Origin of the sequence: Dietzia kunjamensis (assembly GCF_045689975.1) — a bacterium.
Lineage (GTDB): Bacteria > Actinomycetota > Actinomycetes > Mycobacteriales > Mycobacteriaceae > Dietzia > Dietzia kunjamensis.
Map to the genome: position 1 here is coordinate 436,572 of NZ_CP143297.1, position 17,633 is coordinate 454,204.

Consider the following 17,633-nt stretch of genomic DNA (forward strand, 5'->3'; position numbering starts at 1 on the left):
CCCTAAGGTGCTCAGTTCATCCCCCCGAGAACTGACACTTCTGAGAGACCGCGGCACCCCCTGCCGCGGTCTCTCGCATTTCGCGGGCTCGGCTATACCGGACAGCTGCCGACGCGTCCACCGCACAGTGCCCTCGCGAGCTTTCCCCGCGGCACGTTGTCCACAGCCCCGTCCCCCTGCACAGGCGGACCGCCGTGAGCCTTCGCGGAGCGGTCGACGGGCGGGTGGATGCGCGAGGCTGAGCCTCGTGAACACGACTACGAGAGCGCGGTCCGTCGCGGTGGACGTCGCCGACCCCGATCTGGACGCCGACGTGCGCGCCGTGCTGGCCGCCCTCGCCCTGGACACGGGCCCCCTGGGCGGGAACCACTCCGAGGTGGTGGTCACCGATCGCGCGGACGCCGCCGTGAGTTCCGGTGGTTCACGCGTCGTGCGGGTGGGATCCGACCGCGATCGGGGCGACGACGACGACGAGGTGGTCCGCCTGCCGTCCGGCACCGGCGATCTCGTGGGTGCGCTGCTCGCGCCGGTGCGTACGCGGTCGGGCCCGCTGATCGTGGTCGCCGGCGCGGTGGGCGGCTGCGGGGCCAGCACCCTCGCGGCGGCGCTGGCGGTTCGGGCTGCGCCGTCCCTCCGGACCCTGCTGGTCGAGGCGGACCCGCACGGCACCGGCGTCGATCTGGTGCTGGGCGTCGAGGAGCGGCCCGGGCTACGGGTCGAGGACGTGCGCGCCGACCTGGGCGGACCTGATCCGGAGGCCCTGTGGGGTGCGGTGCCCGAGGCTCTGCCCGGACTCGGCGTCCTGGCGCGGTCCAGGAGTCGACCGGTCGTGGCCGACCCTGTCCGCGCCCTCGACGGCGCCCCGGGAGCGGTGCAGGCCCACCGGTCGGCCGGGGGACTCGTGGTGAGCGATCGCGGTGGGCTCGCCGACGGCGGGCCGGTGTTCGCCGGTGCGGACCTCGTCGTCGTCGTCACCAGGGCCGACCTCCAGGGCGCGGTCGCCGCAGGGAACGCGGTGCGCGACGACCCGGGCGTGGTCCTGGTCATCAGGACCGGACGCGGCGACCCCCTGCACGCCGCCGACGTCGCCGACGTGGCCGGGGCGAGGAACTGGCACGTCCTGCCGGAGATCCGGGCGGTCCGCCGTGCGGCGGGCGCCGGTGAGCTGGCGGCCGCGCTCCATCGCGGACGGGCGGGCCGGGTGCGACGACTGGCCGCGCTCGCCGACGCACTGCTGAAGCAGGTGGACCTCGATGAACGGTGACGATCCGGCGGTGGTCGCACCGCCGGCCGACCTCGTCGACAGGGTGCGCGCGCGGCTCGCCGGCCTGGGCGTGGAGCCCGAGCCGGACGAGGTGGTCCGCGCGGTGCGGGCCGAGTCCGGGGTGCTGCACGGCCACCTCGACCTGCTGCGTACAGCGCGATTGGTCCGCGAGCACCTGGCCGGGGCCGGGCCGCTCGAGGCGCTTCTCGCGAGCCCCGGTGTCACCGACGTCGTGGTCGACGGGCCGGGGCCGGCACTGGTGGACCGCGGGCGCGGCCTTGAGGAGACGGACGTCGTCGTACCCACCGAGGCCGAGCTGCGGGCGCTCGCGGTACGCCTGGCCGGACGGGCGGGTCAGCGGCTCGATGACGCCCGACCCTGGGCCGACGGCGTGGTGCGCTCCCGCGACGGGATGGCGTGGCGACTGCACGCGGTTCTGCCGCCGGTGGCCGTGGACGGGACCTGCCTGTCGCTGCGCGTGTCGCGGCCGGCGCAGGTGACCTTCGACCGGTTGGTGGAGGCGGGGACGGTGCATGCCTCCGCGGAGCCGCTGCTGCGGGGGCTCGTCGACGCCCGGGTGGGCTACCTCGTGGTGGGTGGCACCGGCTCCGGAAAGACCACCATGCTCGCGGCGCTGTTGGGGCTGGTCCCGGCGACCGAGCGGCTGCTGTGCGTCGAGGATTCCCCCGAGCTGCGACCCGCGCACCCGCACGTCGTGCGACTGGTGGTGCGGCACGGCAACGTCGAGGGCGCCGGACAGGTGACCATGGCCGACCTGGTCCGGCAGGCACTGCGCATGCGACCGGACCGGATCGCGGTGGGGGAGGTGCGTGGCGGCGAGGTCGCCGACCTGCTGGCCGCGCTGAACACCGGCCACGACGGCAGCGCCGGCACCGTCCACGCCAACTCGCCCACGGAGCTGCCCGCCCGGCTGGAGGCGCTCGGCGCGCTGGGCGGACTCGACAGGGCGGCCCTGTCCGCACAGGTCGCGGCGTCCCTGCGGGTGGTGGTGGGGATGCGCCGGCTGCCCGACGGGCGGCGGGGCGTCGACTCGATCGGGGTGGTGCGGCGCGAGGCGCACGGGATCGTCGTGGACCCGGCCTGGCGCGCCGACGGTGGGGCGGTTCCCGGCCGCGTGGGCCTGGACGCGGTGCTCGGGGCGAGGGTCTCATGACGGCCGCGGTGCTCCTCGCCGCCGCGCTGCTGGTGTGGCCGGGCGGGATCGCGGCCTGCAGGGTACGCGCGCTCGGGGTCGGCGGTGCGCGGCAGGCGGGCGGTGCGGGGCAGGCGGGCGGTGCGGGGCAGGCGGGCGGCGCGGGCGTGGCCCGGCTGCGGTACGCCCTCGCGCAGGTGCCGATCGGCGTGCTGTGGCCTGTCGCCGCGGGCACGGTCGCGCTCGTGGCGGTGGGCCCGATCCACGCCTGCGCGGCCGCCGTGCTGGGTGGCGCCGCGGCCGACCTGCGCGGGCGGGCCACCGAACGCCGACAGCGTCTCTCGCGACTGGGGGCGTGGGAGCGTGCGCTCGACGACACCTCCTCGGCCCTGCGTGCCGGCGCCGGGCCGGGAGGCGCCCTCGGGCAGGCCGCCGACGCCGCGGCCGCGCACGACCGGCGAGTGGCCGGGATCCTCGCCGCGGCGGGGTCGCACGCCCGCCTGGGCGGCGACGTCGCGGCAGCCCTGCGACCCGCTGGAGGCGACGGCCCGGACGGGGACCGCGTCGCCGGGGAGCTCGCCGGCGCCTGGCTCCTCGCCACCAGACACGGGGTGGTGCTGGCCGACGTCGTGGACGGATTGCGGGCCGACGTGGCCTCGCGGCGGCAGCGGGCGCTGCGTGTGGACGCCACCCTCGCCGGACCCCGCGCCACCTCCGTCATCCTCACCGCGCTCCCCGGACTGGGCGTGCTCCTGGGGTCCGGCTTCGGCGCCGACCCGCTGGGGGTCCTGGGCAGCGGCGCGCTGGGCGGCGGGTTGTGTCTGGCCGGGTCGGTCCTGCTGTCCGCCGGACTGCTGTGGACCGACCGCATCGCGGGCGGTGCCGCCCGATGACCGCGGCCGTCCTCCTGCTCGCCGCCGCGCTGTGCGTGGCGCCGTGGCGCCCGCGGGCCGCCGACAGGGCGGACGCCCTCCCGGTGGGTGCCGAGGGATCGACACCCCGGGCGCGCGACAGCGATCGACCCGGCGGCAGGCTCCCCTCGAAGGTGGCCGCCCGCGCCCTGGCCACGATCACGCGGCGCGGCCCCACCAGCGCCGACACCGGAGCCCTGGCCCAGCTGGTGGACCTGCTGGCGGTTGCGTTGCAGTCCGGTCTGCCCGTGCCCGACGCGCTGTCCGCGGTCGCCGACGCCGTCGATCACTCCGATCCCGCGTCGGCGCGTCCGTTGCGGGCGGCCGCGGCGCGGATGCGGCTGGGGGCCGCCCCGGCCGAGGCGTGGCGGGAGGTCCCGGACGCCGCCCGGCTGGCCCCGATCGCGCCGGTGCTGGCCCGCGCGACCGACGGCGGCGGGTCGGTACTGGCCGCGCTCGGACACGCCGCCGACCGGTTGCGCTCGGAGGCGGACGCCGACGCCACCGCCCGGGCCGAGCGGGCCGCCGTCATGGTCGCCGGCCCGCTCGGCCTGTGCTTCCTCCCGGCGTTCGTCTGCCTGGGAGTCCTCCCCGTCGTCGTGGGCCTGGCCGACGGGATGCTGCCGGGGGTCCTGCCGTGAGCGGACCGGCCGGCCACACCGATTCCGGGACGGAGACGCCGCCCCGGTCACCGAAGAAGGAGAACCCAGATGAACACCCACCTCACGACCCACTCCACCGCCCGGAACGCCACCGAGAACGCCGCCCGCACGCCAGCGGTCTCCGCCGCGCCGATAGCCCGGGCCCGTGCCGCCCTGGCTCGACGGTTCAGCGCCGTGACCAGACCGGACGCCGGCATGTCGACGGTCGAGTACGCCGTGGGGACGATCGCCGCCGCCGCGTTCGGCGCGGTGCTCTACACCGTGGTCAGCGGCGACTCGATCCCCGATGCGCTCGGCGGGATCATCGAACAAGCCCTCAACACCTCGGTGTGATGGCGCTGCGGCGGCTCCGGACCGCGTCGGCCCGCGACGACGGGTCGGTGACCGTAGAGGCGGCCCTCGGCATCGCCTCCCTGGTGCTGGTGTTCGGCGTCGCCGCCGCCGGGGCCGGCGCGGCGCTCACGCAGATCCGGGTGGTCGACGCGGCGCGGGAGGCCGCCCGGGTGGCGGCGATGGCGGGCCCGGGCGACGGGGTCGCGGCCGGACGGGCGGTGGCTCCCGGGGCGGAGGTGTCTGTGGACGGCGGCGGGTCGTTCGTCACGGCTGCGGTCGTGGCCCCGGCGCGGGGCCTGCCCGGTGTGGAGCTCCGTGGCCGGGCGGTCGCGCGGACCGAGCCGGGGGTGGTGGGATGACGCGCCCCGCACCTGACCGATCCGGTGCGGCCGCGCCCCGTTCGCCGGGGTGGCGGCGGGTGGTCGACGACGACGAGGGCGCCATGACCGTCATGACCGCCTTCGCCGTCGCCGCGGTTCTGGCACTGACGGTGGCGGTTCTCCTGGTGGGACGGGCCGCGGTGGCCGCGCATGCGGCCCGGGCCGCCGCGGACCTGGCCGCGTTGGCCGGCGCGCACGCCCTGCGCGCGGGGCAGGACGCGTGTGCCGCGGCGGCCGGGATCGCGGCCTCCAACAGTGCGGAGTTGTCGGTCTGCCGGGTCGACGGCCACGACGTCGTGGCCCGCGCCGAGGTGCGCGTGGATCTCGGGGTGTTCGGCGTGCGGTCGGGCTCGGCGGTGGCCCGGGCGGGGCCGGCCTGACGGGTCAGCGGGGACCGGCGGCGGGCCCGGCCGGCGCGGGCTCCCCGACACCCACGCCGCCCAGCTGTCCCACCACCTCGGTGAGCAGCGCGATCGCGCCGGGCTTGGACAGTGGGTCGTTGCCGTTGCCGCACTTGGGGGACTGGATGCAGGACGGGCAGCCCGATTCGCATTCGCAGGAGCGGATCGCGGCCAGCGTCGCGCCGAGCCACGCGGTCGCGCGCCGAAACCCGCGTTCGGCGAAACCCGCGCCGCCCGAGTAGCCGTCGTAGACGAACACCGTGGGCAACCCGGTGTCCGGGTGCAGGGCGGTCGACACGCCGCCGATGTCCCAGCGGTCGCACGTCGCGACCAGCGGCAGCAGCCCGATCGCCGCGTGCTCGGCCGCGTGCAGCGCCCCCGGCCAGTCCGCCTCCTCCAGCCCGGCGACCCGCAGCAACTGCGGGGTGAGCGTGTACACCACGGCCCGCGTGGCCAGAGTGGTCTCGGGCAGATCGAGCGGGGTGACGTCGAGGATCTCGCCGCCACGCAGCCGCCGCTGGTAGCCGGTCACGCGGGTGGTCACCTCGACGTCGGCCAGCGAGAGGGTGACGGGACCGGCGGGTACCGACTCCAGGGTCTCGATCAGGTCGATCGACACCTGCTCACGTGCGCTGGTCGTCCAGTCCGGCACCTCGGGGTGGCACAGTGCCAGGCCGTCCTCCAGGTTCAGCTCGTCCACGACGAACGACTCACCCTGGTGCAGGTAGAGCGCCCCCGGGTGGACCTGGGAGCGGGCCCGAACGGAGTCGATCGTGCCGAGCATGCGGCCGTCGACCGCGTCCACGATCACCACCTCTGCCCCGCCGGTGCCGCGGATGTCGACCTCGGCGTGCGGGGTGTGGTCGTCGGCGGCCGGGTACCAGCCGGCCGGTCGGCGCCGCACCAACCCGTCGGCGGCGAGCCGTTCCAGCACGTCGGTCGCACCCCACGCGCGGGCCTCGTCGTGCGGCATGGGCCGCTCGCTCACGGCGCACCTGAGCTGCCCGGCCAGCAGGACGGGGTTGCGCGGGTCGGTGACGGTGGCCTCGACGGGGCGGCCCAGTAGCGCCTCGGGATGGTGGACGAGGTAGGTGTCGAGCGGGTCGTCGCGCGCGACCAGCATCACCAGGGCGCCCTGCCCTCGGCGTCCGGCGCGGCCGGCCTGCTGCCAGAACGAGGCGATCGTGCCCGGGAAGCCGGCGCTGACCACGGCGTCGAGCCCGGAGATGTCCACGCCCAGTTCGAGCGCCGAGGTCGAGGCCACGCCCACCAGCTCGCCCTCGGCGAGGCCGCGTTCGAGTTCGCGGCGGTCGTCGGCCAGGTAGCCGGCACGGTAGGCGGCGATCCGTCCGGCCAGCTCGCGGCCGCGTTCCCCGTGCTCGGAGGCGAGCCGCTCGCGGGCCCGCAACGCGGTCGACTCGGCACCGGCCCGCGACCGGACGAAGGTCAGGGTCCGCGCACCCTCCGCGACGAGGGAGGCCATGAGGGTCGAGGCCTCGACCGGGGCGGGCCGCCGGACCGGCGCGCCGTGCTCCCCGGACAGGCCCTCCATCAGCGGTGGCTCCCACAGTGCGACGGTCCGACCGCCCTGCGGGGAGGCGTCCTCGGTGACCTCCACGCACTCGTGCCCGACCAGCGTGGTCGCGGCGACGCCGGCGTCGGAGGTGGTGGCGGAGGCCAGGACGTAGGTCGGTGCGGCGCCGAGCGCCCGCGCGAGACGGTCGAGCCGGCGCAGGACCAGGGCGACGTTGGAGCCGAACACCCCCCGGTAGGAGTGACACTCGTCGACGACGACGAAGCGGAGCCCCCGCAGGATCCGTGTCCACTGGCGGGCCCGGCCGAGAAGTGACAGGTGGAGCATGTCGGGATTGGTGACGATCCACCGGGAATTCTCCCGGATCCACGGCCGGGCGTCGGTCGGGGTGTCGCCGTCGTAGGACGCAGGTGCCACGTGGGAGAGCTCGGGCACGGCGTCCACCAGCGAGATGACGGACGACAGCTGGTCCTGCCCGAGTGCCTTGGTCGGGGCCAGGTAGAGCACGCAGGCGCCCGGGTCCGCGGCGAGCGCGCTGAGTGCGGGCAGCTGGTAGCCGAGGGACTTGCCGGACGCCGTCCCCGTCGCGACCACCACGTTCCGGCCCGCGTGCGCGTGCTCGGCGGTGGCCACCTGGTGGGCCCACGGGCGCTCGACCCCGCGGCCACGCAGCTCGTCCACCAGACCGGGGTGCGCCCAGGCCGGCCAGTCGGCGTGCCGGGCCTCGCGCGCCGGCAGGTCGACGGCGTGCGTGAGAGGCGACGCCCCGGCCGGCAGCTGCTCGAGCAGGTGGCCGAGGAGTTCGCGTCCGTAGGTCGTCACCCCTCGACCGTAGAGGGCTGATCACCCCGTGCGCCGGATCGGCCTGCCCCGGATCTGTTCTCCTCGCGCCGCGGTCGTGATGTACTGGACCCGGTCGTCACCATCGTCCACGGGAACCCCGTGGTCGGGGGCGCCGGCCCGACACGCGTGGCCATCCCGCGAGTCGCACCTGGCAGTACGGAAAAGGAACACATCAAAATGGCACAGGGCACCGTCAAGTGGTTCAACGCGGAGAAGGGCTACGGTTTCATCGCCCCTGAGGACGGTTCGGCCGACCTCTTCGTCCACTACTCCTCCATCGAGGGCTCGGGCTTCAAGTCGCTCGAGGAGAACCAGCGCGTCGAGTTCGAGGTCGGCGAGGGCCAGAAGGGGCCGCAGGCCCAGGAGGTCCGCGCCATCTGAGGCGCTCCGCTCGATCACGGCGAGGCCCCCACCGCACGCGCGGTGGGGGCCTCGCGATGTGTCGGGGGTCGACCGTAGGCTCTGGTCCGTGACGCAGCTGTCGTTCTTCGCCGCGGACGACCACGTCCCCGAGCCCTCGGACCTGGAGGGGGTGCTGGCCGCCCGGGGTCAGTCCACCCTCGCCGGCGAGCTCGCGCAGGTCTCTGTGGCCCTCGACGCGGCCTGGCGGGCGGACGTGCTGGAGTCCCTCCTGGCGGAGGCGGGACTCGATCCGATCCGCTCGGAGGCGGGCCCGGACGGCCGCTGCACGGTGTCGACCGCGCGGACCCCGGCCCTGGTACCGGTGGTGCGCCGCTGGCGGCGGGGCGCGGTCACCGCGGTGCCCGAGGGGTGGACGCCCTCCGCCGGTGCGCTACGCGTCTGGGTGCTCACCGCCGGCCACGTCACCGACGGGGGAGCGGTCGAGCTGGGCATCGACGCCGCGATGGAACACCATGCGCCTCGACGGGACGCCCTGCGCGCGGCGCTGGAGCGCGTCGGGATCCGGACCACCTACGTCGGCTCCAAGGGTGGCGGGCCGCTGCTGCGGCTCGGGACGGCCCGAGCTCGCACGCGTCTGGCGCAGAGCATCGGGCCCGCGCCCGCCGGGGTCCCGCCGCAGCACTGGCCCGGCTAGCTGGACCTCATAGTTGGCGCCGTCGCGCCGGACGTCGGCCCTGCGCTGGGCGGACGCCGCCCGAAGTACCGTGGGGGTATGTGCATGCTGGTCGTCGCCCGTCGGGTCCACCCTCACTACCCGCTGATCGTGGTGGCCAACCGGGACGAGGTCCTGAGCCGGCCCACCGAGCCGTTGCACGAGTGGACCGCCGACGCCGGTGGCGCCGAGGGCATCGTCGCCGGCCGGGACGTCACCGCGGGCGGGACCTGGCTCGCGGTGGCCCCGGGCGGACGGTTCTCGGCGGTGACCAACGTGCGCGAGCCCGGACCCGTGCTCCCCGCAGCCGCCTCCCGCGGCGAGCTGCCCATCGACGCGCTCACCGGGCCGGTGCCCGTCGCGGAGTTCGCCCACCACGTCGTCGACGACCTCGATCGCTACGGGGGCGTCAACCTCCTGGCCGGCGACCTCGACCGGATGTGGTGGGCGTCCAACCGCTCCACCCGCGGCCCGGTTGCGCTCGGCACCGGCGTCCACGGGCTGTCGAACGCCTCGTTGGACACCCCCTGGCCGAAGGTGGTGGGCGCGGTCCACGACGTCAGAGCGCTCATGGGCACCGACGTCATGACAGGCCCGGACTGGTCCGGGGCGCTGCTGGACGTGTTGGCCGATCGTCGCCCGGCGACACCGTGGACGATGCCGCGCACGGGCGTGCCGCTGACGCACGAGTGGCGGCTGTCGTCGAGGTTCGTCCGCATCGGCCGGCGGTACGGCACCCGGTCGACCACCGCCGTGCGCGTCGACCAGCACGGCGTGGCCGACGTGGTCGAGCGCACGTGGGACGCCCGAGGACGCATCACGGGGACGGTCACCAGGCGCATCTGAGCCGGTGACCGCCCCCGCGGGCGGCTGGTTCCGACGCCGCTGACGCGGCGCGGGTGGTGCCTTCGGCCCTAGCCGACGGTCCAGGTGTTGCTGCCGTCGAGCAGCGCCTGCAGGTCCGTGGGTGAGGTCTCCTTGGCGGCGGCGACCTGGCCGCGGGCGAGGTCGTCGTAGGTGTCGCGGCGGACCTGCCGGATGATGCCGGTGACCGTGTACTCGAGGTCCTGGCTGGACAGGTTGGCCAGGGCGTGGGCGTAGGTCGGGTCGTCGGCGTGGGCGTCGTGGACGACGATGTCGGCCTCGTCCACGTCGGCGGTCGCGGCCACCGCGAGGGAGAAACCGCGGCGCACGACGCAGTGCTGGCCGTCGTCACCGAAGATGATTTTCTCGCCGTGGCGCACCGGGATCAGGTGGTCGCCGGCGTCCTCTTTGCGGAGCAGGTCGAAGGAACCGTCGTTGAAGATCGGGCAGTCCTGCAGGATCTCCACGAAGCTCGTGCCGCGGTGGCGTGCGGCCGCGTCGAGGACCTCGGTCAGGCCCTTGCGGTCGGAGTCCAGGGCGCGGGCGATGAAGGTGCCCTGGGCGCCGATCGCCAGCGACAGGGTGTTGAACGGGTGGTCCAGCGAGCCCATCGGGCTGGACTTGGTGACCTTGCCGGGCTCGGAGGTGGGCGAGTACTGGCCCTTGGTCAGCCCGTAGATCCGGTTGTTGAACATGAGGATGTTCAAGTTCACGTTGCGGCGCAGCGTGTGGATCAGGTGGTTGCCGCCGATGGACATGGCGTCGCCGTCACCGGTGACGACCCAGACCGACTGGTCGGGGCGCGCGGTGGCCAGGCCGGTCGCGATGGCCGGGGCACGGCCGTGGATCGAGTGCATCCCGTACGTCTCGAGGTAGTACGGGAAACGGCTCGAGCAGCCGATGCCGGAGATGAAGGTGATGTTCTCGCGCTTGAGCCCGAGCTTGGGCAACAGGGCGCGGATGGTGGCCAGGATGACGTAGTCGCCGCAGCCGGGGCACCAGCGCACCTCCTGGTCGGAGGTGTAGTCCTTGGGCTTCTGCGGAGCATCCGTCTTGGGCACGGACGCCAACGCGTCGAGCGGCAGTGCGCTGCCGACGAGGCCGGATTCGGTTGTGGTCATGGGGTTCCTCTCCTCGCTCGCAGGTCAGCGGGTTCGGTTGGCGGTGGTGGTGCCGGTGGCGGTGTGCCCGATCCGCCGGTTGCGGGCCGCGGGCTCGCCGGTGGTGGTGATGACCCCGTCGAGCGCCAGGCGGTACTTGTCGTGCTCGGTGTGGGCGAGGCGGCCGGCGAACTCGGACTCGATGGCGGTCTGCAGCTCCTCGGCCGAGAACGCCATACCGTGCACCTTGGTGATGGGCTGGATGTCGGCGGGGAAGCGGGCCTTGAGCAGCATGGCGAGCTGTCCCAGGTTCATCTCCGGGACGAGGATCCGACGGTACTGCTCGAGCACCTCACCGATGTTGTGCGGCAGCGGGTTGAGGTGACGCACGTGGGCGCGGGCCACGCGGTGGCCGTTCGCGCGGGCGCGGCGTACGGCCTCGCCGATGGGCCCGTAGGACGAACCCCAGCCCACCACCAGCACGTCGGCCTCACCGGACGGGTCGTCGACCTCGAGATCGGGCACGTCGATGAGCGCGATCTTCAGGGCCCTGGTCCGGGTCATGAGGTCGTGGTTGTCGGCGGTGTAGGAGATGTTGCCGGTGCCGTTGGCCTTCTCCAGTCCGCCGATGCGGTGCTCGAGTCCGGGCTCGCCCGGGATGGCCCAGTCGCGCGCCAGCGTCTCCGGGTCACGGGCGTAGGGGAGGTACTCGGAGGCGGGCTTGCCGTCGTCGCCCTCGCCCTCGGCCTCGGGGGCCGTGGCGAAGTTCTTGTCGATCGCAGGCAGGGCGGCGACGTCGGGCAGCAGCCACGGCTCGGAGCCGTTGGCGATCGCGCCGTCGGACAGCACGATGACCGGGGTCCGGTAGGTGACCGCGATCCGGGCGGCCTCGCGGGCGATCTCGAAGCAGTCCGCGGGGGACTGCGGGGCGATCACCGCGACGGGGGACTCGCCGTTGCGCCCGAACAGGGCCTGCAACAGGTCGGACTGCTCGGTCTTGGTCGGCAGGCCCGTCGAGGGGCCGCCACGCTGGACGTCGATGACCACCAGCGGCAGCTCGGTCATGACGGCCAGGCCGATGGCCTCGGACTTGAGGGCCAGACCGGGACCGGAGGTGGACGTGACACCGAGGGTTCCTCCGTAGGAGGCGCCCAGTGCCGCGGCGACGCCGGCGATCTCGTCCTCGGCCTGGAAGGTCGTGACGTCGAACTGCTTGAGCTTGCTCAGCTCGTGCAGGATGTCCGAGGCCGGGGTGATGGGGTAGGTGCCCAGGAAGACGGGCATGTCGGCGGACCGGCCCGCGGTGACCAGGCCGTAGGCCATCGCCGTGTTGCCGGTGACCTGACGGTAGCGGCCCTCGGGCAGCTTGGCGGGGGCGATCTCGTACTCCGAGGCGAAGGCCTCGGTGGTCTCGCCGTAGTTCCAGCCCGCGTGCAGGGCGAGGATGTTGGCCTCGAGAATGGTCGGCTTCTTGCCGAACTTGTCCTTGAGGAAGTTCTCGATCGAGTCGACCGTGCGCCCGTACATCCACGTGAGCAGCCCCAGGGCGAACATGTTCTTGCAGCGCTCGGCGTCCTTCTTGCCGAGGTCGACCGACTCGACCGCACCGATCGTCAGGGTGCTCATCGCGACCTCGTGCACCTGGAACGCCTCGAAGGCCGGCGACCCCAGGGGGTTGGACTCGTACCCGACCTTGGTGAGGTTGCGCTTGGTGAACTCGTCGGAGTTGACGATGAGGATGCCGCCCGAGGGCAGGTCCTCGATATTGGCCTTGAGCGCCGCCGGATTCATCGCCACCAGCACGTCGGGACGGTCACCGGCGGTGAGGATGTCGTAGTCCGCGATCTGGATCTGGAAGCTCGAGACCCCGTGGATCGTGCCCTGTGGGGCCCGGATCTCGGCGGGGTAGTTGGGCTGGGTCGCCAGGTCGTTGCCGAAGGCGGCGGCTTCGGAGGTGAACTGGTCACCGGCGAGCTGCATGCCGTCGCCCGAGTCACCCGCGATGCGGATGACCACCTTGTCCAGCTTGGTCTTGGACGAGTTGCCCACCGGTGCTGACCTCCAGAAAGTCGTGATGAATCGAGGCTTGTCGCGGCTCCCGTTCAGCCCTCGACGGTACGCCGATTCCGGCGCAGCCCGCGGCCACGACCGTGTGACCGGGACTGTAACAGGTTCCAGTTCGGCGACGTGGCTTCTTCCCTCACCCTAGACCGATCTGTCTATTGCTGCCAGTCGGGCGGTCCCCCCGCAGGAAAACCCCCCGGAACGCAGCGGAGATGAAAAACTCGTCATCATGCCCCACTTCTCACGACGCCTGGTCGCGTCCGCGACCGCAGCCCTCGTCGTCGTCGTACTACCACCCGTCGCCCCGGCCACGCCCACACCCACCTCCACCCTGACCGGGGTTGACGTCGTGACCTGGACCCCGTGCCCCGCGGAGTCGGCGGCCGACGTCCTCCACCGCCTGCCCCGCCCCGACGTCCTGTGCGCCTCCGTCACGGTCCCCGTCGACCACGCCGACCCCGACGGTCGCACCGTGGGGATCGAGGTCCGCAGGATCACCGCCACGGGCGATCGTCAGGGGGCACTGTTCTCCAACCCCGGCGGGCCGGGAGGCGACGCCCGCACCCTCTGGTACACCGCACTCGACAGGGACGACGACTCCGCCGTCGACGAGATCCGTCGCACCCACGATCTGGTGATCGTGCAGCCCCGGGGCCTGGCGGGATCGGGCGCGCTCGAGTGTCTCCCCGGGCCGGAGGTGGAGGCCCCGGACCGTTCCGACCCCGACGACGACCTCAACGAGCAGGCCGCGCGGTGCATGGCCACCGACCCGGAGTTCGTGCGGTCCATCACCACGGAGAACGTCGTGCGCGACCACGAGGTGGTCCGCGAACGCATGGGCCTGGAGCGCATCTCCTTCCTCGGGTACTCCTACGGCACCGCGATCGGGATGATGTACCAGACCCTGTTCCCGCAGAGCCTCGACCGGATGGTGCTGGACTCCTCGGTCGGACCGTCCGAGACGTGGTGGTACGAGTTCCACCAGCGGCAGGCGGAGAATCGGCACCGGGCGCGCGACTACGTCCTCGCGTGGATCGCCGAGTACGACGACGTCTACGCGTTGGGGGACACCGCCCTGAAGGTGTACCGGCGGATCCACGAGCTCGACCTGTCGGAGGGGGCGGCCGCGGGCCGGTTCCTTCCGCCCCCCGCCGTGCCGGGCGATGACGCCCCGGGGTCGGTTCCCACCGGATCGCTGGCGGCGGGCTCCCTCGACGCCCTCAACACCGGGTCGGTGCGGGCGGAGAACGCCGCCGTCGCGTCCACCGGCGGGTTCGACTCGACGCCGGACGACGCCGTGGGCTACTTCCGGGTCCTCGACTTCTACAGCCGGTCCCCCGACGCCTGGCCCGACATCGCCTGGGCGATCTCGGCGAAGGTGCACGGCACGGCGCCCGACGTCGAGACACCGGAGGAGCTGGACGAGCGGATCGAGGAGGAGGCCGAGGAGCGCACCGGCCGGCCCCCGGTGACGTCCGACCAGGCCACCTACCTGAAGATCATCAACTGCAACGAGACCGCGCCGCCCCGGACGAACCTGGCGGCCCCGGCCCTGATCGGCAGCAGCGACCCGGCGGGTAGCACCGGCGAGGACGTGTGGGCGTTGACCGAGCAGACCCGATCCTGCCTCTACCCGCCCTCCGCGGTCCCGCCGCGCATCGAGGCACGCGAGATGGCCGCGCCGCCCCTGATCATCCAGTCCGACCACGACCCCAACACCCCGGGGATGTTCGGTCCGGCCACCGCCGACGCGACGGGAGGCACACTCGTCCGGATCCGGGGCACCGTGCACTGCCATTTCGACACCGGCAACGAGGCGGTCGACGAGATCGTCCTGCGGTATCTCGAGACCGGTCAGGCGGAACCCGGGCAATATCTGGACACCCCGCGCCCCGCGCCGGGAAGCCCACCGTGGGTGCCGGAGGGGTGACTCGACGGTTCTCGTGGAGGGCATCCCGCCTGGTATGAATTCCTATAGAAGGGCCCCGGCACGCGTACCGTAGCCGGGACCGGTGGTCGGTGAAGGGCGTCGGCGACGGAATCAGCGCAGGTTGGGAGCACTCCAGTGGCGAGCAAGAAGGCAGCATCGGGCGGCAAGCGGAGCCTGGTGATCGTCGAGTCCGCCACCAAGGCACGCAAGATCCAGCCCTACCTGGGGTCCGACTACGTGGTCGAGGCGTCGGTCGGACACATCCGCGACCTGCCCAAGGGCGCGGCCGACATCCCGGCCAAGTACAAGAAGGAGCCGTGGGCGCGGCTCGGGGTGAACCCGGACGACGACTTCGAACCCATCTACGTCGTCAGCGCCGACAAGAAGAAGAAGGTCGCCGAGCTCAAGAAGGAACTCGCCGGCGTGGACCAGCTCCTGCTGGCGACAGACCCCGACCGTGAGGGCGAGGCGATCGCCTGGCACCTGCTCGAGGTCCTCAAACCCAAGGTCCCGGTCAAGCGGATGGTGTTCCACGAGATCACCAAGCCCGCCATCCTCGCCGCCGCCGAGAACACGCGCGAGCTCGACACCGACCTCGTCGACGCCCAGGAGACCCGCCGGATCCTCGACCGTCTCTACGGCTACGAGGTCTCCCCGGTGCTGTGGAAGAAGGTCATGCCGCGACTGTCCGCCGGCCGCGTGCAGTCGGTGGCCACCCGCGTGATCGTTGAGCGTGAGCGCGAGCGCATGGCGTTCGTCGCCGCGGACTACTGGGACATCACCGCGACCCTGGCCACGAAGGGATCCGCCGGCGGGGACGCCGGTGAACCCCGCAGCTTCACCGCCCGCCTCTCCGCCGTCGACGGCGCCCGGGTCGCGCAGGGCCGCGACTTCGGCCAGGACGGGCGTCTGAAGTCCACCGGCGCGGCCAAGGACTCCGTCGTCCTCGCCGAACCGGCGGCCCGGGCGCTGGCCGACGCGCTGACCGGTGCTGACTTCGTCGTCGACTCCGTCGAGTCCAAGCCGTACACACGGCGCCCCTACGCGCCGTTCATGACCTCCACCCTCCAGCAGGAGGCCGGCCGCAAGCTGCGGTACACGTCCGAGCGCACCATGCGGATCGCGCAGCGACTGTACGAGAACGGCTACATCACCTACATGCGTACCGACTCCACGACCCTGTCCGAGGGCGGCATCGCAGCCGCCCGCGCGCAGGCCACGGAGCTGTACGGCAGCGACTACGTCTCACCCACGCCGAGGCAGTACACCCGGAAGGTCAAGAACTCGCAGGAGGCCCACGAGGCCATCCGGCCCGCCGGCGAGACCTTCGCCACCCCCGGGCAGCTCCACAGTGCCCTCGACGCCGAGGAATACCGGCTCTACGAGCTCATCTGGCAGCGCACGGTCGCCTCCCAGATGGCCGACGCGCGCGGCACGACCGTCAGCATCCGCATCAGCGGTGACGCCGGCGACAACGCCTCCGGCTACGAGCGCGCCACCTTCGCCGCCTCGGGCCGCACCATCACGTTCCCCGGCTTCCTCAAGGCCTACGTCGAGGCGACCGATGACCCGGCCGAGGGCTCGGAGAAGCAGATGGCGGACGACGCCGAGCGGCGCCTGCCCCGCCTCGACGAGGGACAGCAGCTCACCGGCACCGACCTGGTCCCCGACGGGCACACCACCAGCCCACCCGCCCGCTACACCGAGGCGAGCCTGGTCAAGGCGATGGAGGAGATGGGCATCGGCCGCCCGTCGACCTACGCCAGCATCATCCGCACCATCCAGGACCGGGGATACGTCTACGTCCGCGGCAACGCGCTGGTCCCCAGCTGGGTCGCCTTCGCCGTGGTCGGACTGCTGGAGCAGAACTTCGGCCGGCTCGTCGACTACGACTTCACCTCGCTGATGGAGGACGAACTCGACGCGATCGCCGAGGGCCGCGAGAACCGGGACGACTGGCTGCGGCGCTTCTACTTCGGTGCCGCCGAGGGCTCCGGCGACGAGGACAAGGCCAACTACGCCGTGGGGCTGAAGAACCTCGTCGACGTCAACCTCGAGGCGATCGACGCCCGCAGCATCAACTCGATCCGGGTGTTCGACGACTCCGAGGGCCGCCCGGTGCACGTCCGGGTCGGTCGCTACGGTCCGTATCTCGAGCGCATGGTCGCCGGCGAGGACGGCGCCGAGGAGTCCCAGCGGGCCAACCTGCCCGAGGGGATGAGCCCGGACGAGCTCACACTCGAGGTGGCCGAGAAGCTCTTCTCGACCCCTCAGGACGGCCGCCCGCTGGGCGTGGACCCCGAGACCGGACACGAGATCGTCGTCAAGGACGGGCGCTACGGCCCCTACGTCACCGAGAAGCTCCCCGAGGCCACCGACGCCGAGAAGGCGGTCTGGGCCAAGAAGGTGCTCGCCGACGCGGATGCGGAGAAGAAGCGGATCGACGCCGAGCGCGACGCCGCGATCGCCGCCGCCAAGGACGACGACGCCAGGGCCGAGGCCAAGAAGGCCGCGACCAAGGCCAAGGCCGCCGTGACCCGCCGGGCGAAGAAGGAGGCCGACAGCCCCACCGGACCGAAGCCCCGGACCGGGTCGTTGATGCAGTCCATGGAGCCGGCGACGGTGACGCTGGAGGACGCGCTCAAGCTCCTGTCGCTGCCGCGCGTGGTGGGCGTCGACCCCACCAGCGGCGAGGAGATCACCGCCCAGCTCGGTCGCTACGGGCCGTACCTCAAGAAGGGCACAGACTCCCGGACGCTCGACTCCGAGGACGCGGTGTTCACGGTGACGCTCGAGGACGCGGTGAAGATCTACTCCGAGCCCAAGCGTCGGGGCCGGCAGGCCGCCGCCCCCAAGGCGCTGCGTGAGATGGGGGTCGACGAGGTCTCCGGCAAGCAGATGTTGGTCAAGGACGGTCGCTTCGGCCCGTACGTGACCGACGGGGAGTCCAACGCCTCCCTGCGCAAGGGCGACACCGTGGAGAGCCTCACCGACGCCCGCGCCTCCGAGTTGCTCTCGGAGCGGCGCGCCAAGTCGCCGCCGAAGAAGGCGCCCGCGAAGAAGGCTCCGGCCCGCAAGTCGCCGGCGAAGAAGACGGCGGCGTCGCGCCGCTGAGGCCC

Annotated in this window: 15 protein-coding genes; 12 read left to right on the top strand and 3 right to left on the bottom strand. The window is 73.1% G+C overall.

All coding sequences use genetic code 11. From position 1 onward, the window contains the following. The first annotated feature begins 247 nt into the window (after positions 1–247). From VZF99_RS02045 to VZF99_RS02075, 7 genes are all read left to right on the top strand, one after another. Positions 248–1,264: a chromosome partitioning protein gene (locus VZF99_RS02045; protein WP_407335580.1), complete on the top strand. Its 1,017-nt coding sequence runs from the start codon at positions 248–250 to the stop codon at positions 1,262–1,264. Next, positions 1,254–2,438: a TadA family conjugal transfer-associated ATPase gene (locus VZF99_RS02050; RefSeq protein ID WP_253003118.1), complete on the top strand. Its 1,185-nt coding sequence runs from the start codon at positions 1,254–1,256 to the stop codon at positions 2,436–2,438. The genes VZF99_RS02045 and VZF99_RS02050 overlap by 11 nt, the downstream gene beginning before the upstream one ends. Next, complete coding sequence (locus tag VZF99_RS02055) at positions 2,435–3,310, top strand: type II secretion system F family protein (protein WP_407335581.1); 876 nt, start codon at positions 2,435–2,437, stop codon at positions 3,308–3,310. The genes VZF99_RS02050 and VZF99_RS02055 overlap by 4 nt, the downstream gene beginning before the upstream one ends. Next, complete coding sequence (locus VZF99_RS02060) at positions 3,307–3,969, top strand: type II secretion system F family protein (RefSeq protein ID WP_317470131.1); 663 nt, start codon at positions 3,307–3,309, stop codon at positions 3,967–3,969. The genes VZF99_RS02055 and VZF99_RS02060 overlap by 4 nt, the downstream gene beginning before the upstream one ends. A gap of 153 nt (positions 3,970–4,122) precedes the next feature. Then, a complete protein-coding gene (locus VZF99_RS02065) occupies positions 4,123–4,323 on the top strand; it encodes a DUF4244 domain-containing protein (RefSeq protein WP_096907364.1) in 201 nt (66 codons plus the stop codon). Beyond that, positions 4,323–4,682: a TadE family type IV pilus minor pilin gene (locus VZF99_RS02070; RefSeq protein WP_167457848.1), complete on the top strand. Its 360-nt coding sequence runs from the start codon at positions 4,323–4,325 to the stop codon at positions 4,680–4,682. The genes VZF99_RS02065 and VZF99_RS02070 overlap by 1 nt, the downstream gene beginning before the upstream one ends. Next, positions 4,679–5,083: an Rv3654c family TadE-like protein gene (locus VZF99_RS02075; RefSeq protein ID WP_338082604.1), complete on the top strand. Its 405-nt coding sequence runs from the start codon at positions 4,679–4,681 to the stop codon at positions 5,081–5,083. Before VZF99_RS02070 ends, VZF99_RS02075 begins: the two co-directional genes overlap by 4 nt. 4 nt (positions 5,084–5,087) lie before the next feature. Here the strand turns inward: VZF99_RS02075 and VZF99_RS02080 are convergent, their stop codons facing one another. Continuing rightward, positions 5,088–7,460, bottom strand: a complete 2,373-nt coding sequence (locus VZF99_RS02080; protein ID WP_253003121.1) for a DEAD/DEAH box helicase — start codon at positions 7,458–7,460, stop codon at positions 5,088–5,090. A gap of 198 nt (positions 7,461–7,658) precedes the next feature. Between VZF99_RS02080 and VZF99_RS02085 the strand changes: the two genes are divergently transcribed. From VZF99_RS02085 to VZF99_RS02095, 3 genes are all read left to right on the top strand, one after another. After that, the gene (locus VZF99_RS02085; RefSeq protein WP_067711447.1) at positions 7,659–7,862 is read left to right on the top strand and encodes a cold-shock protein; all 204 of its coding nucleotides are present in this window, start codon (positions 7,659–7,661) and stop codon (positions 7,860–7,862) included. 88 nt (positions 7,863–7,950) lie between these two features. Next, positions 7,951–8,538 carry a hypothetical protein gene (locus VZF99_RS02090; protein WP_407335582.1) on the top strand — a complete coding sequence of 196 codons (588 nt, stop codon included), beginning with the start codon at positions 7,951–7,953 and terminating at the stop codon, positions 8,536–8,538. 78 nt (positions 8,539–8,616) lie between these two features. Continuing rightward, positions 8,617–9,402 carry an NRDE family protein gene (locus VZF99_RS02095; protein ID WP_067711449.1) on the top strand — a complete coding sequence of 262 codons (786 nt, stop codon included), beginning with the start codon at positions 8,617–8,619 and terminating at the stop codon, positions 9,400–9,402. 68 nt (positions 9,403–9,470) lie between these two features. Here VZF99_RS02095 and VZF99_RS02100 read toward each other — a convergent pair whose 3' ends face one another. Both VZF99_RS02100 and VZF99_RS02105 read right to left on the bottom strand, forming a co-directional pair. Next, positions 9,471–10,541: a 2-oxoacid:ferredoxin oxidoreductase subunit beta gene (locus tag VZF99_RS02100; protein ID WP_069388588.1), complete on the bottom strand. Its 1,071-nt coding sequence runs from the start codon at positions 10,539–10,541 to the stop codon at positions 9,471–9,473. 24 nt (positions 10,542–10,565) lie between these two features. Then, positions 10,566–12,569 (bottom strand): 2-oxoacid:acceptor oxidoreductase subunit alpha, encoded by a 2,004-nt coding sequence (locus VZF99_RS02105; RefSeq protein WP_067711455.1) that lies wholly within the window; start codon positions 12,567–12,569, stop codon positions 10,566–10,568. Positions 12,570–12,813: 244 nt separating this feature from the next. On the opposite strand from VZF99_RS02105, the gene VZF99_RS02110 reads away from it, so the two are divergent. Further along, positions 12,814–14,514 carry an alpha/beta fold hydrolase gene (locus VZF99_RS02110; RefSeq protein ID WP_407335583.1) on the top strand — a complete coding sequence of 567 codons (1,701 nt, stop codon included), beginning with the start codon at positions 12,814–12,816 and terminating at the stop codon, positions 14,512–14,514. A 135-nt stretch (positions 14,515–14,649) separates the two neighbouring features. Next, the gene (gene topA / locus VZF99_RS02115) at positions 14,650–17,628 is read left to right on the top strand and encodes a type I DNA topoisomerase (RefSeq protein ID WP_253003126.1); all 2,979 of its coding nucleotides are present in this window, start codon (positions 14,650–14,652) and stop codon (positions 17,626–17,628) included. Positions 17,629–17,633: the final 5 nt, after the last annotated feature.